The sequence below is a fragment of the Microbispora oryzae genome, assembly GCF_017896165.1.
GTDB classification, from domain to species: Bacteria; Actinomycetota; Actinomycetes; order Streptosporangiales; family Streptosporangiaceae; genus Microbispora; species Microbispora oryzae.
On the sequence record NZ_JAFCNB010000005.1, the window covers coordinates 328,020 to 343,440 of the forward strand.

Genomic DNA, 15,421 nt, shown 5'->3' on the forward strand with positions numbered 1-15,421 from the left:
CCTGAGAGATCAGATGCCGAGTCAGGGAACCATCGGTGACCGCGTCCGTGGATTGCGGTTGAGCAGGCGTATGTCCCAGGCCCAGCTGGCCGGACCCGACCTGTCGGACAGCTATGTATCCCTCATCGAGTCCGGAAAGCGGACGCCTACACCAGTTGTGGCGCGCCTGCTCGCCGAGCGGCTCGGGTGCACCACCGAGTTCCTGCTGCACGGCATAGAACCTCGGCAGCGCATCGACACCGAGCTCGGCTTGCGGCATGCCGAGCTCGAGCTTTATCACGGCGACCCCGCCGTGGCCGCCGAGCGCTTCGGGGAGATCGTCAAGGCGGCCGGCGAGGACAACGCCATGCTGGCCGCCCACGCCCGGATGGGGGTGGCCCGATCGCTGGAGAGGCAGGGCCACACCGGTCAGGCGGTCGAGGCCTTCGAGGGGCTCCGCCGTGAGGCGGCGGCCCACCCCGAGCGCCTCGCCGACCTTCCCCTGACGATCGCCCTGTGCCGGTGCTACGAGCTGGCGGGCGACCGCCTGCGCGCCCGCGACCTCGGTGCCCAGGCGTTGCTCCAGGTCGACAAGCTCGGGTTCGCCGAGGGTGAGCTCGCGATCGACCTCGCGCTCGCCCTGGTCGAGGCCGGTTCCGGCCTGCCGTACGTCACGCGGGTGCTGGACGCCGTCGGCCTTCCCGAGACGGAGGACCGCGGCGCCGAGGTGACGGCGCTCTGGCAGGCGAGCGTCACCGCCGCCGAAGGGGAGGACTCCGCGCTGGCCGTCCAGCTCGCCGAGGACGCCCTGGCGGCGGGCCGCCCGGCCAGGATCGCCGTGAGCGCCGCGCGCATCGCGACGCGGTGGGCCCGGCTGGTCGCGGCCGAGCCGGAGAACGGCGATTTGGACCGAGCCAACGAGCTCGCCGGAGCGGCGACCCACGTTTTCGCCGGGTTCCCCTCGGAGCGGATGGAGCACGCGCGCAGCCTCGTCGTCCTGGGCACCGTGCGGCTGCGTTGCGGCGACCCCCAGTCCGCCGCGGAGATGGCCGACCGCGCACTCGACCTGCTGGTCGGCGTGCGGGAGCCGATCGCCGCCACCGCCCACATGGTGCTCGCCGAAGCGGCTTTGGCACGATCCGAAGACGCGACTCGCGCACTGCGGCGGGCCCGGGAGCTGCTCGTCGGCACCCCGGTCTCGACGGCCCGCGAGGCGGCGCGAGCCTGGCGGATGCTCGGCGACCTCTGGGGGCAGGCCGGTGACCTCGAGCAGCAGGCGGAGGCATATCGTAGAGCCCTGGAAGCCGTGGGCATCCGCGTGAACATGCCGGGCTCCACGACCTCGGCGGTGCTCGCCAGATAGGCCTCCCTGGAGCCCCGGATTTGTCTTGGGGGCTCTGGAATAATTAGGGTCGACCTTTCATTCCGTCATAGGATGATTGGCTACCCAAAGGAGGCTGACGTGAGCCTGCGGACGGCGCAGCGGGCGTCTCTCGTGGACCAGGTGATCGACCAGCTCAAGGAGCAGATCACCTCTGGTTCCTGGCAGATGCATGCCAAGATCCCCACTGAGACCGTGCTCGCCGAGCAGCTGGGAGTCGGCCGCAACACGGTGCGGGAGGCCGTACGCGCGCTGACGCACGCGGGTCTCCTGGAGTGCCGGCAGGGCGACGGGACCTACGTGCGCGCCACGAGCGAGCTGTCGGGGGCGATGGCCCGGCGGCTCAGAGCGGCGGAGCAGCTCGAGATCCTGGAGGTCCGGCGCGCCCTGGAGGTCGAGGCGGCCCGGCTCGCCGCGACCCGGCGGACCGCCGAGGACATCACGGCGATCGAGGCTGCTCTGGCCGAGCGGGAGAAGGCCTGGGCGGGCGGCGACCCCGACGCGTTCGTCGAGACCGACCTGGCCTTCCACGTGGCCGTGGTCAAGGCCACCCACAACCGGGTGCTGATGGACCTCTACGTGGACTTCTCCGCCGCACTCCGGGCCAGCATCGCGGCGGCGGGCGGCTCACTGGAGCAGAACTACATCCCTCACGACGCGATCGTGCGGGCCATCGCGGCGGGCGACGCCGCGGCGGCCGAGCGGGCCGGCCACGCCTGCATGGAGCACATCCTGATCGCGCTCACCGACTCCGCGAACCTCGCATCCTGATCCCCACTTCTCATCACCCCTTCGGATCGTCCCCCTCTGATCGCCCCTACAGACTGCCCCTTCTGATCACGGCCTGAGTCGCGTCTCCCGCCGGCTCGGCCCCCGCCGAACTACCGCACCGCCGTCCCGGACGTCCGGGACGGCGGCACGCGGTCAGCCGAGCCGCAGCGACATCACGAGATAGCGGAAGACGGGGTCGTCTCCCTCGTCGGCGATCAGGGCCGGGCGGGTCGGCGAGTCCATGGTGATCCGGACGCGCTCGGTCTCCACCCCGGCCAGGCCGTCGAGCAGGAAGTGCGGCTGGAAGGCGATCTGGATGTCGGGGCCGTCGAGGTCGGCCTCCATCACCTCTGCGCCCCGGCCGATGTCGCCGCCGCCGGCCTGGATCAGCACCTGTCCGGGCGAGAACGACAGTCGCACGGCGGTGTTGCGCTCGGCGACGAGCGACACCCTCTTGATCGCCTCCACCAGCGGCGCGACGACCAGCTCGGCGCGGATCGGCCACTCCTGCGTCAGCCGGGCGCGGTAGTCGATGAACTGCTCGTCGAGCAGCCGCACCGTGGTCACCCGGCCCTGGCTCTCGAACCCGGCCACGCCGTCCCCCAGGCCGATCGCGACCTCCCCGGCGCGGAGCGAGCGGGCCACCTCGACCAGCACCCGGGCGGGGACCACAACTCCGTGCCGGTCGTCCGCCCGCTCGGGATGCCAGAGGAACTCCCTGGCCGCGATGCGATACCGGTCGGTGGCCGCCATGGCGACCTGGACGCCGTCGATGTCGAGCCGGATGCCGGTCAGCATGGGGATGGTGTCGTCGCGGCTCGCCGCCGCGGCCACCTGGCCGACCGCCGTGGCGAACAGCCCGCCGCCCACAGCACCGATCCTGGGCGGCATGACCGGCATCGCCGGGAAGTCGTCCTCCGGCATGGTGATCAGGCCGAACTCGGCGCTGCCGCAGGTCAGAACCGCCTCGGGCCCGCTCATGACCAGCTCGACCGGCTGGGCGGGCAGACTGCGGGTGATCTCCGCGAGCACCCGGCCGGGAATGACCACCCGGCCCGGCTCCGCGACGTCGGCCTCCACCTCGGCCCTGGCGGACACCTCGTAGTCGAACGCGGAGATCCGCAGACCGTCGTCCGCCTCCAGCAGCAGGCCGGAGAGCACGGGGACGGCCGGCCGCGCCGGGAGCACCCGGGCCGCCCAGGCCACCGCCTCGGCCAGAACGTCATGGTTGACCTGGAACTTCATCCCGACCTCCGCACACCGTGCCCCGTTCAGGGCGACCGTTCGATGGCAACGGTAGCCGCCGCCACCGACATTCGGCCGGGTTCCGAGACGGCCGGCGGCCGACTGGGAGAGCACTATCGGCTGTTGAGGAACGCCAGGACCGCCAGCACCCGGCGGTTGTCGTCGTCGGAGGGCGCGAGGCCGAGCTTGGCGAAGATGCCGGCCGTGTGCTTGCCGACGGCGCTGTCGCTCAGATGGAGCCGCTGGGCGATCGCGGCGTTCGACCTGCCCTCGGCCATCAACTCCAGCACGTCGCGCTCCCGCGGCGTGAGGCGCCCGACGGGCTCGTTGCCCGCGTTGCGGGCCAGCAGCCTGGCGATGACCTCGGGATCCATCGCCGTGCCACCCGCGGCGACCCGCCTGACCGCGTCCACGAACTGCGCCCCGTTGAAGACGCGGTCCTTGAGCAGGTAGCCCACCGCGCCGGTGCCGTCGGCGAGCAGTTCCCTGGCGTAGAGCTGCTCGACGTGCTGCGACAGCACCAGGACGGGCAGGCCCGGAAACCGCCGGCGGGCGGCGAGCGACGCCTGCAGTCCCTCGTCGGTGAACGTGGGCGGGAGCCGCACGTCGACGACGGCGACATCGGGACGCTCCCTGACCAGGGCGTCGGCGAGCTCCGGGCCGGACTCAACGGCCGCGACCACGGTCAGCCCGTGCGCCTCCAGCAGGTGCGCCAGCCCCTCTCTGAGCAGGTGCAGGTCTTCGGCGATGACCACCCTCACGCGTCGTCCCCGGTGTTCTGTCCGTGCCCCGCCGACAGGGTGATCCCCGTCACGAGCATGGCCGATCCCAAAACGATCATGCCCAGGATCGTCGGCCACTGGAACGACCCGGGCAGATACAGGGCGAGGAACCAGGACCTCTCTGACATGCCTACTATTTTGAACGCTCCCGCGACGAGCCCCTGCGGGAAGATGGGCAGCCAGCACAGTCCCCAGCAGACGGCCGCCACGATCGTCCGCCAGGTCGCCGCGGGCGGCCGTGCCGACGGCACCGCGCGGGGCAGCTCGACGACGGCGGTGGTGGGGCCGCCCACGGGGCTGCTCACCGCCAGGACCCCGTCGAAGGCCGCCAGCCTCCGTTCGACGCCGGTGAGGCCCGTGCCGCGCGAGGCGTCCGCCCCGCCCCGGCCGTCGTCGGTCACCGTGATCCGCAGGCTGGTGCCGTGCGCGCTGACGTCGATCGACGCCTCGCTCGCTCCGCCGTGCCGTACGGCGTTGGCGAGCAGCTCACTCACCGCGAAGTAGGCGGCCGACTCCAGCGGCGTGTCGAGCCTGCCGGGCAGCTCGACGGTCACGTGCGCGCGGAGCGGCGTGTCGAGCGCGAGGGCCCGCACGGCGTCGCCCAGGCCACGCTCGGCGAGGACCGGGGGATGGATGCCGCGCACGAGCCGCCGCAGCTCCCGCAGGGCCGTCGCGGAGGCGTCCCTGGCCTTGACCAGCAGCGCCTTGGCCGCGGCGGGATCGGAGTCGATCAGCTCCTCGGCCGCGCCGATCGTCATGCCGATCGCGACCAGGCGGGCCTGGGCGCCGTCGTGCAGGTCGCGCTCGATCCGGCGCAGCTCCGCGGCCTGCGAGTCGACGACGTCCGTACGGGTCCGGGTGAGATCGGCGACCTGCCGGGCGAGCCTGGCCCGCTCGGTCGGGCCGAGCAGGGCGCACGCGAACAGTCCGTACGCCCGGACGGCCCAGGGGGCGTACCAGCGAGCCGTCACGAGGGCGAGCAGCGGCCAGGCGAGGCCCACCATGTCACCGTGCGCGAGCTGGACCGCGCCGAGGGCCACGAGGATCACCGGAGCGCCGGCGAGCAGGCCGCCCGACCAGACGTCCACGGCGAGGAATCCGAGATCGCGCCAGGTCGCCGGATCTCTGACCAGCCAGGCCCAGCGCTGCTTGCCGGCCGGGACACGGGGAGTGCGGTAAAGGGTGCGACCGTCGCGATACCAGCCGCCCGGCAGCGGCCGCGGCGGGGCGGGCGGGGGCAGGTAGGGCTCGTCGACGGCCGCCCCGGCCCAGTCGCGCGCCAGCCGCCGGCTGAGCCGGGTCATGGCCCGCACCAGCCGCACGGTCGGGAAGAAGACGAACACCAGCCCGATCAGGAAGCTGAGCAGCACCCCGACCAGCGCGACCGCGGCGACCACCTGCCCGAGCACCGCCACCCCGAGGAGCGCGGCCCCTCGCAGGACGGTCCGCACGGTTCCGATCTGGTCCATGCCCGTCAGTGTGCTGCAGAGCCGCGACCGTGCACAGTGGCGTCAGACGCCCGGCCGGGGTGGGGGAAAGTGCACCCCCGCCGGGTTTCCAGCCGCATTCCGGCCGCGCCGCCGCGTTCCTAGCCTCGGCGGCATGGCAATCATCACCGTGGAACACCTGCGCAAGACGTACGGAGCGCACACCGCGGTCGACGACGTCTCGTTCTCGGTCGAGGAGGGCGAGATCTTCGGCATCGTCGGCCGCAACGGCGCGGGCAAGTCGACGACCGTCGAATGCGTCGCCGGCCTGCGCGTCCCCACGTCGGGGCGCGTCGAGGTCGGCGCCGACCTGAAGGAGGAGGTGGGCGTCCAGCTCCAGGACTGCCGCCTGCCCGACAAGATCCGCGTCGGGGAGGCGCTCGACCTCTACGCGTCGTTCTACTCCCGGCCCGCCGACTGGCGGGCGCTGCTCGACGAGGTCGGCCTCGATCCGCGCCGGACGTTCGCCACGTTGTCGGGCGGGCAGCGCCAGCGGCTGTCGCTCGCGCTCGCCCTGGTGGGCTCTCCCAGGATCGCCATCCTCGACGAGCTCACCACCGGTCTCGACCCCCTTGCGCGCCGGGACACCTGGGAGCTGATCACCAGGGTGCGGGAGCGGGGCGTCACGGTCGTGCTGGTCACCCACTTCATGGAGGAGGCCGAGCGGCTCTGCGACCGGGTCGCCGTCATCGCCGGCGGCCGGGTGCTCGCGCTCGACACGCCGTCCGGCCTGGTCGAGCGGGCCGGCGTCACCCCTCAGGTGACGCGCGCCACGCTCGACGACGCCTTCCTCGCCCTCACCGATCACCCGTCCGACTAGGAGACGAACCATGGCATTCGCCCCCACCGCGGGCCGCCTGGCCAAGCTGGCCGCCGTCGAGACCCGTCTCTTCCTCCGCGAGCCCATCACGCTGTTCTTCGCGATTCTGCTGCCCGTGTCGCTGCTGCTGGCTCTCGGCGGCTCGATCCCCGCCTTCCGGGTGCCGGACCCCGAGTTCGGCGGGCAGCGGGTGGTGGACGTCCAGTTGCCGGGGACGATGGTCATGCTGTCGGTTGTCACGCTCGCGCTCAGCACGCTCCCGGTGGTCCTCGCGGTTTACCGGGAGCGCGGCGTTCTGCGCCGCATGTCGACCACGCCGGTACGGCCGGCCGCGCTGCTGGCCGCCCAGCTCGCCGTCAACGTCGTCGTCGCCGTGCTGGCGGCGGCGCTGACCCTCGGCCTCGGCCATCTCGTGCTCGGGGTGCCCGCCCCCGGCGCCCCGGTGGCGTTCGCCGCCGTCTTCGCCCTGGGGTGCCTCGCGTTGTTCGCGCTCGGCCTGGTGCTCGCGGCCGTCGCGCCGGGCTCCCGCGCCGCGCAGGGGCTGGGGGCGGCCGTCGTGTTCCCGCTGCTGTTCCTCGGGGGCGTGTGGCTGCCCCGCGCGCTCATGCCGGAGGTCCTGCGCCGGATCAGCGACTTCACGCCGACGGGCGCCTTCGGCCAGGGGCTGATCGACGGCCTGGGCGGGCACCCTCCCCGGCCGCTCCACCTCGCCGTACTCGCCGGATGGGCGCTGGCCGCGGCGATCGCGGCGAACCGGCTGTTCCGCTGGGGGTGACACCGTGTCGTGATGTTCCGGCCCTTTCGCCGTATGTTTCGGTCTTGCCAGAATTCGGGTCGTTGACCATGCTCAGCCGCGGGAGGCACGGGTGCCGACGAAGGTGCTCACCAACGTGTTCCACGTCGACGCCGCTCCGGAGGCGGTGCTCGACCATCTGACCACGCCGGAGAACTACGTCGGCCTGTCGCCCCTCGTGGTCGAGGTGAGGGACGTCGACCGCTCACAGCCGGGGGTGGTCGCGTACACCTCGATCGAACGCTTCCGGTTCTTCGGCGTCATCAGGTATGACAACGCCATCAGGGTCACGCTCCACCACGACGACGGCTCCGTCTACGGAGAGGTGCGCAGTCCCGGCCGGATCCGGATGGCGTACCGGTTCTCGTTCACGCCGGACGGGTCCGGGTCGCGGATCGACGACCGGCTGGAGCTCACCGCCCCCTGGTTTCTCCTCGGATACGCCGCGGGGGAGGCGCGAAAGGTGCAGCTCGCCCGCGCCCGGATCCTCGCCGGGCGCCTGGCGGCCGTGCCCCGGTAGTCATCCCGGGGCCTTCCGTGGCCCCGTGAGAAGCTGGAGCCCCTCAACCCCACGGAGGTTGTCCATGCCGATGCTGGCGCACGTGAGCGACATCCACATCGACGGAGGCGAGCGCAGCAGGGACCGGGCCGCACGCGCCATCGGGTACGCCCGGAGCCTGCGCCCCGACGCGATCGTCCTCACGGGAGACATCGCCGACAACGGCGCGGTCGAGGAGTACGAGATCGTCCGCGACCTGCTCGACGATGGCGACGTCCCGCTGGTGCTGTGCCCCGGCAATCACGACGACCGGGGCAACCTGCGCAAGGTGCTGCTTGGCCTGGACGGCGACTTCCCCGTCAACCAGGCGCTCAACCTGGAGACGGTCACCATCGCGCTGTGCGACTCCAGCGTCCCCGGACGGCCCGAGGGGCGCCTCGACGAGGACACCCTCTCCTGGCTGGACGGCGTGCTGACCGCCACGCCCGGCGTCCCGGCCCTCGTCGGCATGCATCACCCCGCCGTCGACCTGGGCATCCCGTACGTCGACGAGATCAAGCTCGTGGACGCGGAAGGGCTGCGCGAGGTCGTCTCCCGGCACTCCCATGTGGCCGCCGTGCTGGCCGGGCACGCCCACACGGCCGCCGCCACGACCTTCGCCGGGCTGCCGCTGCTGATCGCCCCCGGCGTCGTCAGCACGGTGCTGCTGCCCGCCGAGACCACGAGGCCGAAGCCCGTCGATCTCGACATGCCGCCGGCGATCGCCGTCCACCTGCTCGACGAGGGCCGGATCACCACGCACTATCGCCCGGTGCTCTGACAACACCCGCCGTACGGGTCGCGGGTCAGCGCAGGGTCGACGAGACGACGGACGGCCGGCCCGCGCCCCGGTAGAAGATCCCCGGGTAGCCGCGGGTCTCGAATCCGGCGCTCGGGTTGTGGCGCAGGGTCGAGTGCTCGATCCGGAGCGTGCCGGTCAGGTCGTTGCTGACGAAGAAGACGGCCCCGCCGCCCTCCCTGGCCGAGTTGTCCCTGATGATCGAGCCGGCGATCCGGATGGTGAACCGGTTGCCGTCCGCGTAGACGGCCCCGCCGCTGCCACCGCCCGGCGTGCCCCCGCGGGCCGGATTCGCGCCCCGGCCGACTGCCCTGTTGCCGGTCATGACGCTGTTCAGGATGACCCAGGAGACGCCGATGCCGCTGAGGGCGCCGCCGTTGGAGCACACGCCGCCCTGTCCCGCCGCCCCGCCGAACGTGCTCCCCACGACGTAGACGGGCAGGTCGTGCGACTGGTCCAGCGCCCGGATCGCCGCGCCGCCGAGGTCGGGGCCGGTGGTGTCGCAGCGGTTGCGGACGAACCGCGCGTTGACCACCTTGAGCCGGCCGCCACGGGCGAAGATCGCCCCGCCCCCTCCGCCCTCGGTGCGCTGCCCGGTGGAGTTGCCGTCCGCGAAGGTGATGTTCTGGACGGTGAGCCGCGGCTGCGCCTGATCGTCACAGTGCGACGTGGTCCAGCCCTGCGCCCTGTCGCAGGTGTTCATGTAGAGGATCCGCCGGACGCCGCCGCCGCTCAGCGTCACCTTGCCACCGCCGTCGAGCACCACCTGGCTGCTGGCGTTGCGCACCTTGGCGGTGGCCGCCATCCTGATCGTGACCGGGCGGGGGCCGCAGGAGAACGTGATGATCCCGCCCTTGGCCACGGCCGCCACCACGGCGCGCGAGGTGCAACTCCCCGGCGTGCCGTTGCCGATGACGCGCGTCGGCCGCGACGTGTTCACCGCCCGGCCCTCAGCCGGCACCGGCACCCGGCCGGCCGGGTTGCCGCGAGCGGACGCGCTCACCCCGGCCGGCGTCATGGCTGTGGTGACCGCGTACGCGGGGGCCCAGGTCGTGGCGGCCGGCATCGTGGCGGCGACCGAAAGCAGCGACATGGTCAGGACGGCGGTGCGGCGGAAACGCATGCGGGCGATGCTACTGCGATAATCTTCAGATTTTGGGCGATATCGGTATGTCTCTGACGCAACAGGCGCATCGATCCGCCCGTGAAGGTCAGTCGTTCATCGGCCATTCGGCCTTCGTAATCGCGTACTCGACCTCGCCGTGCTCGGACCCGGGGATCGGCTCGTCCCAGTCCTCATGGAATGTGCGCACGTAGACCAGACCGGACTTCTCCATCACGCGCCGGGAGCCGAGGTTGACCGCCATCGTCGTGCCGTACACGCGCTCCACGCCGAGCTCGGCGAAGCCCTTCCGGATGAGCGCGCGGGAGCCCTCGGTGGCGTACCCCTTGCCCCACGCCGACCGCAGCAGCCGGTACCCCAGCTCGACCTCGCCCTCCCGGGGCGTCGGGATCCGGGGACGGAAGTGGAACCAACCGGCGAACCGGCCGTCCGGCTTCTCCACGGCCGCCCAGTAGCCGAAGTGCTCAAACCGCTCGTAGTAGGCCAAAATCCGGGGCAGCACCCGGCCGCGCACGTCCTCGGGCGTGGTCGTGCGCCCTCCGGTGAGGAAGCGCATGACCTCGGGGTCGCCGTCGAGCCGGGCGAGGTCGTCGGCGTCGGCCTCGGTGAACCGGCGCAGGATCAGCCGGTCGGTCTCCAGAAAGATCTTCACACGCCATTTTCCCCGGCCCGGCCCGTGCCCGGCCACGCATTTTCCCCCGGTACAGGGCTCGGGCGGGCGACGACAACGGCGGAGCCTCGCCTGCCCGCTTCTTCCGGCTCGCGAGATTTGTCACCGCGCCGCTCTACTCTCCGAGCAATTGATCAAGCCGAGTGGCGGGAGCGGGACGTGACCTATCTGGAACTGTCCGAGGACGGCGGCGGTTCGCACAAGTTCTACGAGGTGAACGTGTTCGGCACCGAGGTGACGATCACCTATGGGCGCATCGGCGAGGCCGGCCAGACCAAGGTCACCGCGTTCCTGACCGAGCAGAAGGCGAAGGCCGCGGCGGACAAGAAGATCGGGGAGAAGCTCCGCAAGGGCTACCAGCCGGCCGTACGCGGAATGCGGCAGCGCAGGCCGGTCACCCGCAGAGCGATCGTCAGCACCCGGTCCACCGCCCGGCAGGCGCCCGTCCTGTGGCGGTTCGCCAGCGGCGCCGCCGCGTTCGGCGTCTTCGTCGACGAGGAGCGGTGCTGGGTCGGCAACCAGAACGGCGACGTCTTCACCGTCACCCACTCCGGCACGGTGACCGGCCGGTTCCGCCTGCCCGACGGCGTGAAGTGCATCGTCGCCGACGACTTCTGGATCTACGCGGGGTGCGACGACGGCAAGGTCTACGACCTGTCCGGCAAGGTGCCGAGGGTGGCGTACGAGATCTCCGCCGACGTGGACATCTACTGGCTGGACATCCACGACGGCGTCCTCGGCGTGTCCGACCGGGCCGGGCGGATCACCACGATCGACTACGAGGACGAGTTGCAGTGGTCGCGCGGCGGCCGGGGCGAGTCCGCCTGGATGGTCAGATGTGACTCCGACGGGGTCTACCACGGCCACTCGCACGGTGTGGACCGGTACGCCGCCGACGGCACCCCCATCTGGCAGACGACGGTGGCCAACAACGTGCTCTTCGGCTGGCAGGAGGAGCGGTCGGTCTACGCGGGCACGGGACGCCGCACCGTGCACCGCCTCGCCAAGGCGGACGGCCGCGTCGAGGCCGTCTACCAGTGCGACGCGGCCGTCTACTCCTGCGCCAGCTCCCCCGGGGGCCGGTACGTCTTCGCCGGTGACTCCCATTCCTCGGTGTACTGCTTCGCCGAGTCGGGAGAACGGTTGTGGAAGCTCGCCACCGGCTGCGGTTCCGCGTTCTCCATGCAGTTTCTCGACGACCGCCTCTACATCGTCACCACCGACGGCTCCCTCGCCTGCATCGACGCCGGCGAGGCGGCGATCGCGGCGGCCTGCGCCGGCACTGTGCCGACCCCCGTGGACGTCAAGGTGGCGGCGTCGCTGGCGGCGGTCGAGCCGTCCGCCGTGCTGGAGACCGTCGCCCATCCCGGGGACGGCATCGTCCTCGAGTGCGTACGCGAGGGCGACCGGCTGCGCGTCCGGGTCTCCAGTGCCGGATACGAGGGGTGGAACGTCCAGTTCCCCCGGGACATCCGCGAGGAGGGCGCCCGCTATCTCGTCGAGGGCCTGCGTCCGTCCGGCCGAGGCGGCTTCTACCGGGTGTCCGGGGAGATCAGACGGCTCCGCTGAGCGGCCCGCGTGTTCCTCGTCGTCTACGGGATCAGTCCCAGGTCATGTTGATCACGCGTTCGAAATTGACGTATCCGGCGCGTTGGAAGGCGTTCGCCATGGGAGTGTTGCCGAGATCCGTCGCCGCCCGGATGCGCGGGACGTCCTCAGCGCTGAGGATACGGGTGCCTTCGGCGAGGATCTCGTCGATGTAGCCGTTGCCCCGGTGCGCGGGCATCCGGGCCAGGTCGTCCCTGCTGTGCGCGTCGAGCGTCCCGTCCAGGACCAGGGTCAGGCCGATGTCGACGCGCTCGCGATCCGTGCTGCTGTCGTCGATGTCGAAAACGTCCAGGAGGACCGGTGTGTCGTCGCCGCTCTGGCCCCACCAGGCGGCCCTGGCCAGCAGGCGGTCGCCGCGAAGGGCGACCCACATCCATCGCGGTCGGCGGCGGCCGGCGGCGAGGTCGTCCGCCAGTTCCTCGTTGAGGACGTAGGGCAGTCGAGAGAAGAGGTCGAGTTCTTCCCGCCCGGTGATCGGGCGGATGGTCAGGTCGTTCTGTTCCACGGTCAAGGCACGCTCCGGTGAAGGCGCTGGGACGCCGGGCTCAGTGCGTGGCCATGTCGACGAAACGGCTGTAGTGCCCCTGGAAGGCGACCGTCACCGTGGCGGTGGGTCCGTTTCGATGCTTGGCCACGATCAGGTCGGCCTCGCCCGCCCGGGGCGACTCCCGCTCGTACGCGTCCTCCCGGTGAAGCAGGATCACCATGTCGGCGTCCTGCTCGATGGAGTTGTGGACGCTGATCCCGTTGGCCACGAAGTTGTGGGTGCCGAGGACGGTGGCGTCGTACACGGGCTGTTCGCCGAGGCTTTCGACGGAGGCGACCTCGTCCCAGAACACGTCGTTCGTGGCCAGCATCTCCATCTGGGCGCTGTCCAGGATGGCCGCCACCCGGCCCAGTCGCCCCCGGCTGGGCGCATGCTTCCACAGCGTGCTCCCGCAGAACTGGGTGCCCAGCTCGACGGAGAACGCCCGGTGGGTCATGCCCTTCTCCGTCAGCGCGCTACGGACGTCGTCCCAGACTTCACGTGGGATCGTGTCGAGATTCGTGTTGCCCTTGGTCGCCCGCAAGGTTGGCATGCAGCGTGCGGCCTGCTTCGCCCGTTCACCATGCACGCCCACCTCCTCCAGGAACCGGAGCTGATTCTCCGAGCCGTAGACGTAGAGGTGGTACGCCGGGCGGTAGCCACTCTTCTGCGCCGTCTTGATGCGAGTCATCACGTTGAACCGAAGCAGCAGCCGTGCGACGTCGTCGATCAATCGGCGGCTCGTGGAGGCGTAGTAGATCTGCGACTGCTTGCTCTTCTCGTCCCACCACACGCTTCCGTCAGTCGCCCACAGGTGCCGGAGGAACAGGGCCGCCTGCTTCTTCGGCAGGGAGAACACCCGGTCCGGGATGAACTTCTCGTGACTCCGGAGGCCGAACAGCCCCAGGCCGTCAAGCCAGGCCGCGATCGGGTTGCGCTTGCCGTGCGTAAGCCGGTACGGGGCGGGAAGCCGCAGCGTGGTCACCCGCGCGGCGGCGTAGTCGTCCCGAACCGCGCTGACCCCGAAGTGTCCGGCGGCTCCGGTCACAGCCTCCAGGCACGCCTCGTCCTTGCTGGCGTATCGGATCGGCTGCCTCCTGACGAACGACCCATCTCCGATCATGTGCGCCAGCAGGATCACCTCCGCCTCGGACCACTCCTGAAGGTTCTGCGGGGCGGGGACGTGTCGGGGAACAGCGAGGCGAGCACCCTTGCCGAGTTCCCCCAGAGAGCGCCAGCCGTCGTAGGTCATGAAGGGATGGTTAGCCGTAGCCTCGATCTCCCTACCGGAGCGGAGCCGCAGCCGGAAGACCTCCTTCGTGCCGCTGGGGAACACGTGCGTCATGGTGCGCGGGACGAGCCGCAGTTTCTCGTCCAGGGACCACACCGGGATGTCGCGCGCCCCGGACTCCAGCAGCTCGCCCAGCGACACCTCCGCGCCCGTGTCCGCGCGCAGGACGCGGGTGTCGGCGGTGAGGCAGCCGCTTTCACGCAAGTCGGACACCTGTGGACGTTTGTCCGTACGCTGCTCGGGACCTCGGTTGAGCTGCGAGATCGCGATGACCGGCACCTCAAGCTCCTTGGCGAGCAGCTTCAGCGCCCTGGAGAGCTCGGAGACCTCCTGCTGGCGGCTCTCGGTCTTCTTGGGGGAGCTCATCAGCTGGAGGTAGTCGACGATCACGAAGCGCAGGTCGTGGCGCTGCTTCAGCCGGCGGCACTTGGCCCGGATCTCCATCATCGACATGTTCGGGGAGTCGTCGATGAACAGGGGCGCCTCGGCGACCTCGCCCATCCGCCGGGCCATCCGGGTCCAGTCGTCGTCGCTCATCATGCCGGATCGCATGGTGTGGAGGGCGACCCGCGCCTCCGCCGACAGCAGACGCATGGTGATCTCGTTGCGGGACATCTCCAGCGAGAAGATGACCGTGGTCATGCCGTGCCTGATCGCGGCGGACCTGGCGAAATCGAGCCCGAGCGTGCTCTTGCCGATGGCGGGGCGGGCCGCCACGACGATCATCTGCCCGGGGTGGAGGCCGTTCGTCAGCGCGTCGAGGTCCTGGAAGCCCGTGGGGACGCCGACCATCTGCCCGCCCCGGCTGCCGATCGCCTCGATCTCGTCGAGGGCCGACGGCATGATGTCGGACAGCGGCAGATAGTCCTCCGAGGTGCGCCGCTCGGTGACCTTGTAGATCTCCGCCTGGGCCCGGTCGACGAGGTCGTCGACCTCCTCACCCTGGCCGCCGTAACCGTAGGAGACGATGCGCGTGCCGGCCTCGATGAGGCGCCGCAACACCGCCTGCTCCCGGACGATCTTGGCGTAGTAGCCCGCGTTGGCCGCCGTCGGGACGGCGACCGTGAGCGTGTGGAGGTACGCGCCGCCGCCCACCCGGGCGACCTCGCCGCGCTTCTGCAGCTCGTCGAAGACCGTGACCGAGTCGGCGGGCTCCCCCCGGCCGTACAGGTCGGTGACGGCGTCGAAGATGATCTGATGAGCGGGACGGTAGAAGTCGTCGGAACGCAGCACCTCGATCACGTCGGCGATGGCGTCCTTCGACAGCAGCATGCCGCCGAGCACCGACTGCTCGGCCTCGATGTTGCTCGGCGGTGTCCGCTCGAACGTCGAGTCCGATCCCCCCGGTCCTGCCGGGAAGTCGAGCACGCTCACCTCACACCCCCTTGCCCATCGACCACAGGCTCCCCAACCTGGTCCGCCAGTCTCCTCGCGTATCGGGTGTGGGGGCAACCGGACCTGTCGACAACCTTGTGGATAAGGTGTGCAGAGCTGCGGACAGGCATGGGAAAACCCTGGGGACAGACCTGTGGACAAGACCGCCGGACATCCACGAATCCCCGTCGGACCTGCACATTCGCTGTCCACCACCTGTGGAGGAAAGAAAGT

The 15,421-nt window shown here is 70.9% G+C and carries 14 protein-coding genes; 7 read left to right on the plus strand and 7 right to left on the minus strand.

Annotated elements, in window-relative coordinates; genetic code table 11:
• The first annotated feature begins 58 nt into the window (after positions 1–58).
• Together JOL79_RS12445 and JOL79_RS12450 are read left to right on the plus strand one after the other, a co-directional pair.
• On the plus strand, positions 59–1,342 hold the full coding sequence (locus JOL79_RS12445; protein WP_230984648.1) for a helix-turn-helix domain-containing protein: 1,284 nt from the start codon (positions 59–61) through the stop codon (positions 1,340–1,342).
• Between the two features lie 99 nt (positions 1,343–1,441).
• Positions 1,442–2,131, plus strand: a complete 690-nt coding sequence (locus JOL79_RS12450; RefSeq protein WP_210155913.1) for a FadR/GntR family transcriptional regulator — start codon at positions 1,442–1,444, stop codon at positions 2,129–2,131.
• 153 nt (positions 2,132–2,284) lie between these two features.
• On the opposite strand, the gene dnaN is transcribed toward JOL79_RS12450, so the two are convergent.
• From dnaN to JOL79_RS12465, 3 genes are all read right to left on the minus strand, one after another.
• Positions 2,285–3,376, minus strand: a complete 1,092-nt coding sequence (dnaN, locus tag JOL79_RS12455) for a DNA polymerase III subunit beta (protein WP_210155914.1) — start codon at positions 3,374–3,376, stop codon at positions 2,285–2,287.
• A gap of 113 nt (positions 3,377–3,489) precedes the next feature.
• Positions 3,490–4,137: a response regulator gene (locus tag JOL79_RS12460; protein WP_210155915.1), complete on the minus strand. Its 648-nt coding sequence runs from the start codon at positions 4,135–4,137 to the stop codon at positions 3,490–3,492.
• Positions 4,134–5,627, minus strand: coding sequence for a sensor histidine kinase (locus JOL79_RS12465; RefSeq protein ID WP_210155916.1), 1,494 nt, complete (start codon positions 5,625–5,627; stop codon positions 4,134–4,136). Before JOL79_RS12465 ends, JOL79_RS12460 begins: the two co-directional genes overlap by 4 nt.
• A gap of 133 nt (positions 5,628–5,760) precedes the next feature.
• On the opposite strand from JOL79_RS12465, the gene JOL79_RS12470 reads away from it, so the two are divergent.
• The 4 genes from JOL79_RS12470 to JOL79_RS12485 all read left to right on the plus strand — a co-directional run bounded on the left by JOL79_RS12470 (position 5,761) and on the right by JOL79_RS12485 (position 8,577).
• Positions 5,761–6,465 carry an ABC transporter ATP-binding protein gene (locus JOL79_RS12470; protein ID WP_210155917.1) on the plus strand — a complete coding sequence of 235 codons (705 nt, stop codon included), beginning with the start codon at positions 5,761–5,763 and terminating at the stop codon, positions 6,463–6,465.
• Between the two features lie 10 nt (positions 6,466–6,475).
• A complete protein-coding gene (locus tag JOL79_RS12475) occupies positions 6,476–7,240 on the plus strand; it encodes an ABC transporter permease (protein WP_210155918.1) in 765 nt (254 codons plus the stop codon).
• A 91-nt stretch (positions 7,241–7,331) separates the two neighbouring features.
• Positions 7,332–7,778 (plus strand): SRPBCC family protein, encoded by a 447-nt coding sequence (locus JOL79_RS12480; protein ID WP_210155919.1) that lies wholly within the window; start codon positions 7,332–7,334, stop codon positions 7,776–7,778.
• A gap of 64 nt (positions 7,779–7,842) precedes the next feature.
• Positions 7,843–8,577, plus strand: coding sequence for a metallophosphoesterase (locus JOL79_RS12485; protein WP_210155920.1), 735 nt, complete (start codon positions 7,843–7,845; stop codon positions 8,575–8,577).
• Between the two features lie 25 nt (positions 8,578–8,602).
• Here the strand turns inward: JOL79_RS12485 and JOL79_RS12490 are convergent, their stop codons facing one another.
• Both JOL79_RS12490 and JOL79_RS12495 read right to left on the minus strand, forming a co-directional pair.
• Positions 8,603–9,718, minus strand: coding sequence for a hypothetical protein (locus JOL79_RS12490; protein ID WP_210155921.1), 1,116 nt, complete (start codon positions 9,716–9,718; stop codon positions 8,603–8,605).
• Positions 9,719–9,806: 88 nt separating this feature from the next.
• Positions 9,807–10,370, minus strand: a complete 564-nt coding sequence (locus JOL79_RS12495; RefSeq protein ID WP_210155922.1) for a GNAT family N-acetyltransferase — start codon at positions 10,368–10,370, stop codon at positions 9,807–9,809.
• A gap of 177 nt (positions 10,371–10,547) precedes the next feature.
• Between JOL79_RS12495 and JOL79_RS12500 the strand changes: the two genes are divergently transcribed.
• Positions 10,548–11,957, plus strand: a complete 1,410-nt coding sequence (locus JOL79_RS12500; protein ID WP_210155923.1) for a WGR domain-containing protein — start codon at positions 10,548–10,550, stop codon at positions 11,955–11,957.
• A 31-nt stretch (positions 11,958–11,988) separates the two neighbouring features.
• Here JOL79_RS12500 and JOL79_RS12505 read toward each other — a convergent pair whose 3' ends face one another.
• A complete protein-coding gene (locus JOL79_RS12505; protein WP_210155924.1) occupies positions 11,989–12,507 on the minus strand; it encodes a hypothetical protein in 519 nt (172 codons plus the stop codon).
• Positions 12,508–12,541: 34 nt separating this feature from the next.
• Positions 12,542–15,187: a replicative DNA helicase gene (locus JOL79_RS12510; RefSeq protein WP_210155925.1), complete on the minus strand. Its 2,646-nt coding sequence runs from the start codon at positions 15,185–15,187 to the stop codon at positions 12,542–12,544.
• Positions 15,188–15,421: the final 234 nt, after the last annotated feature.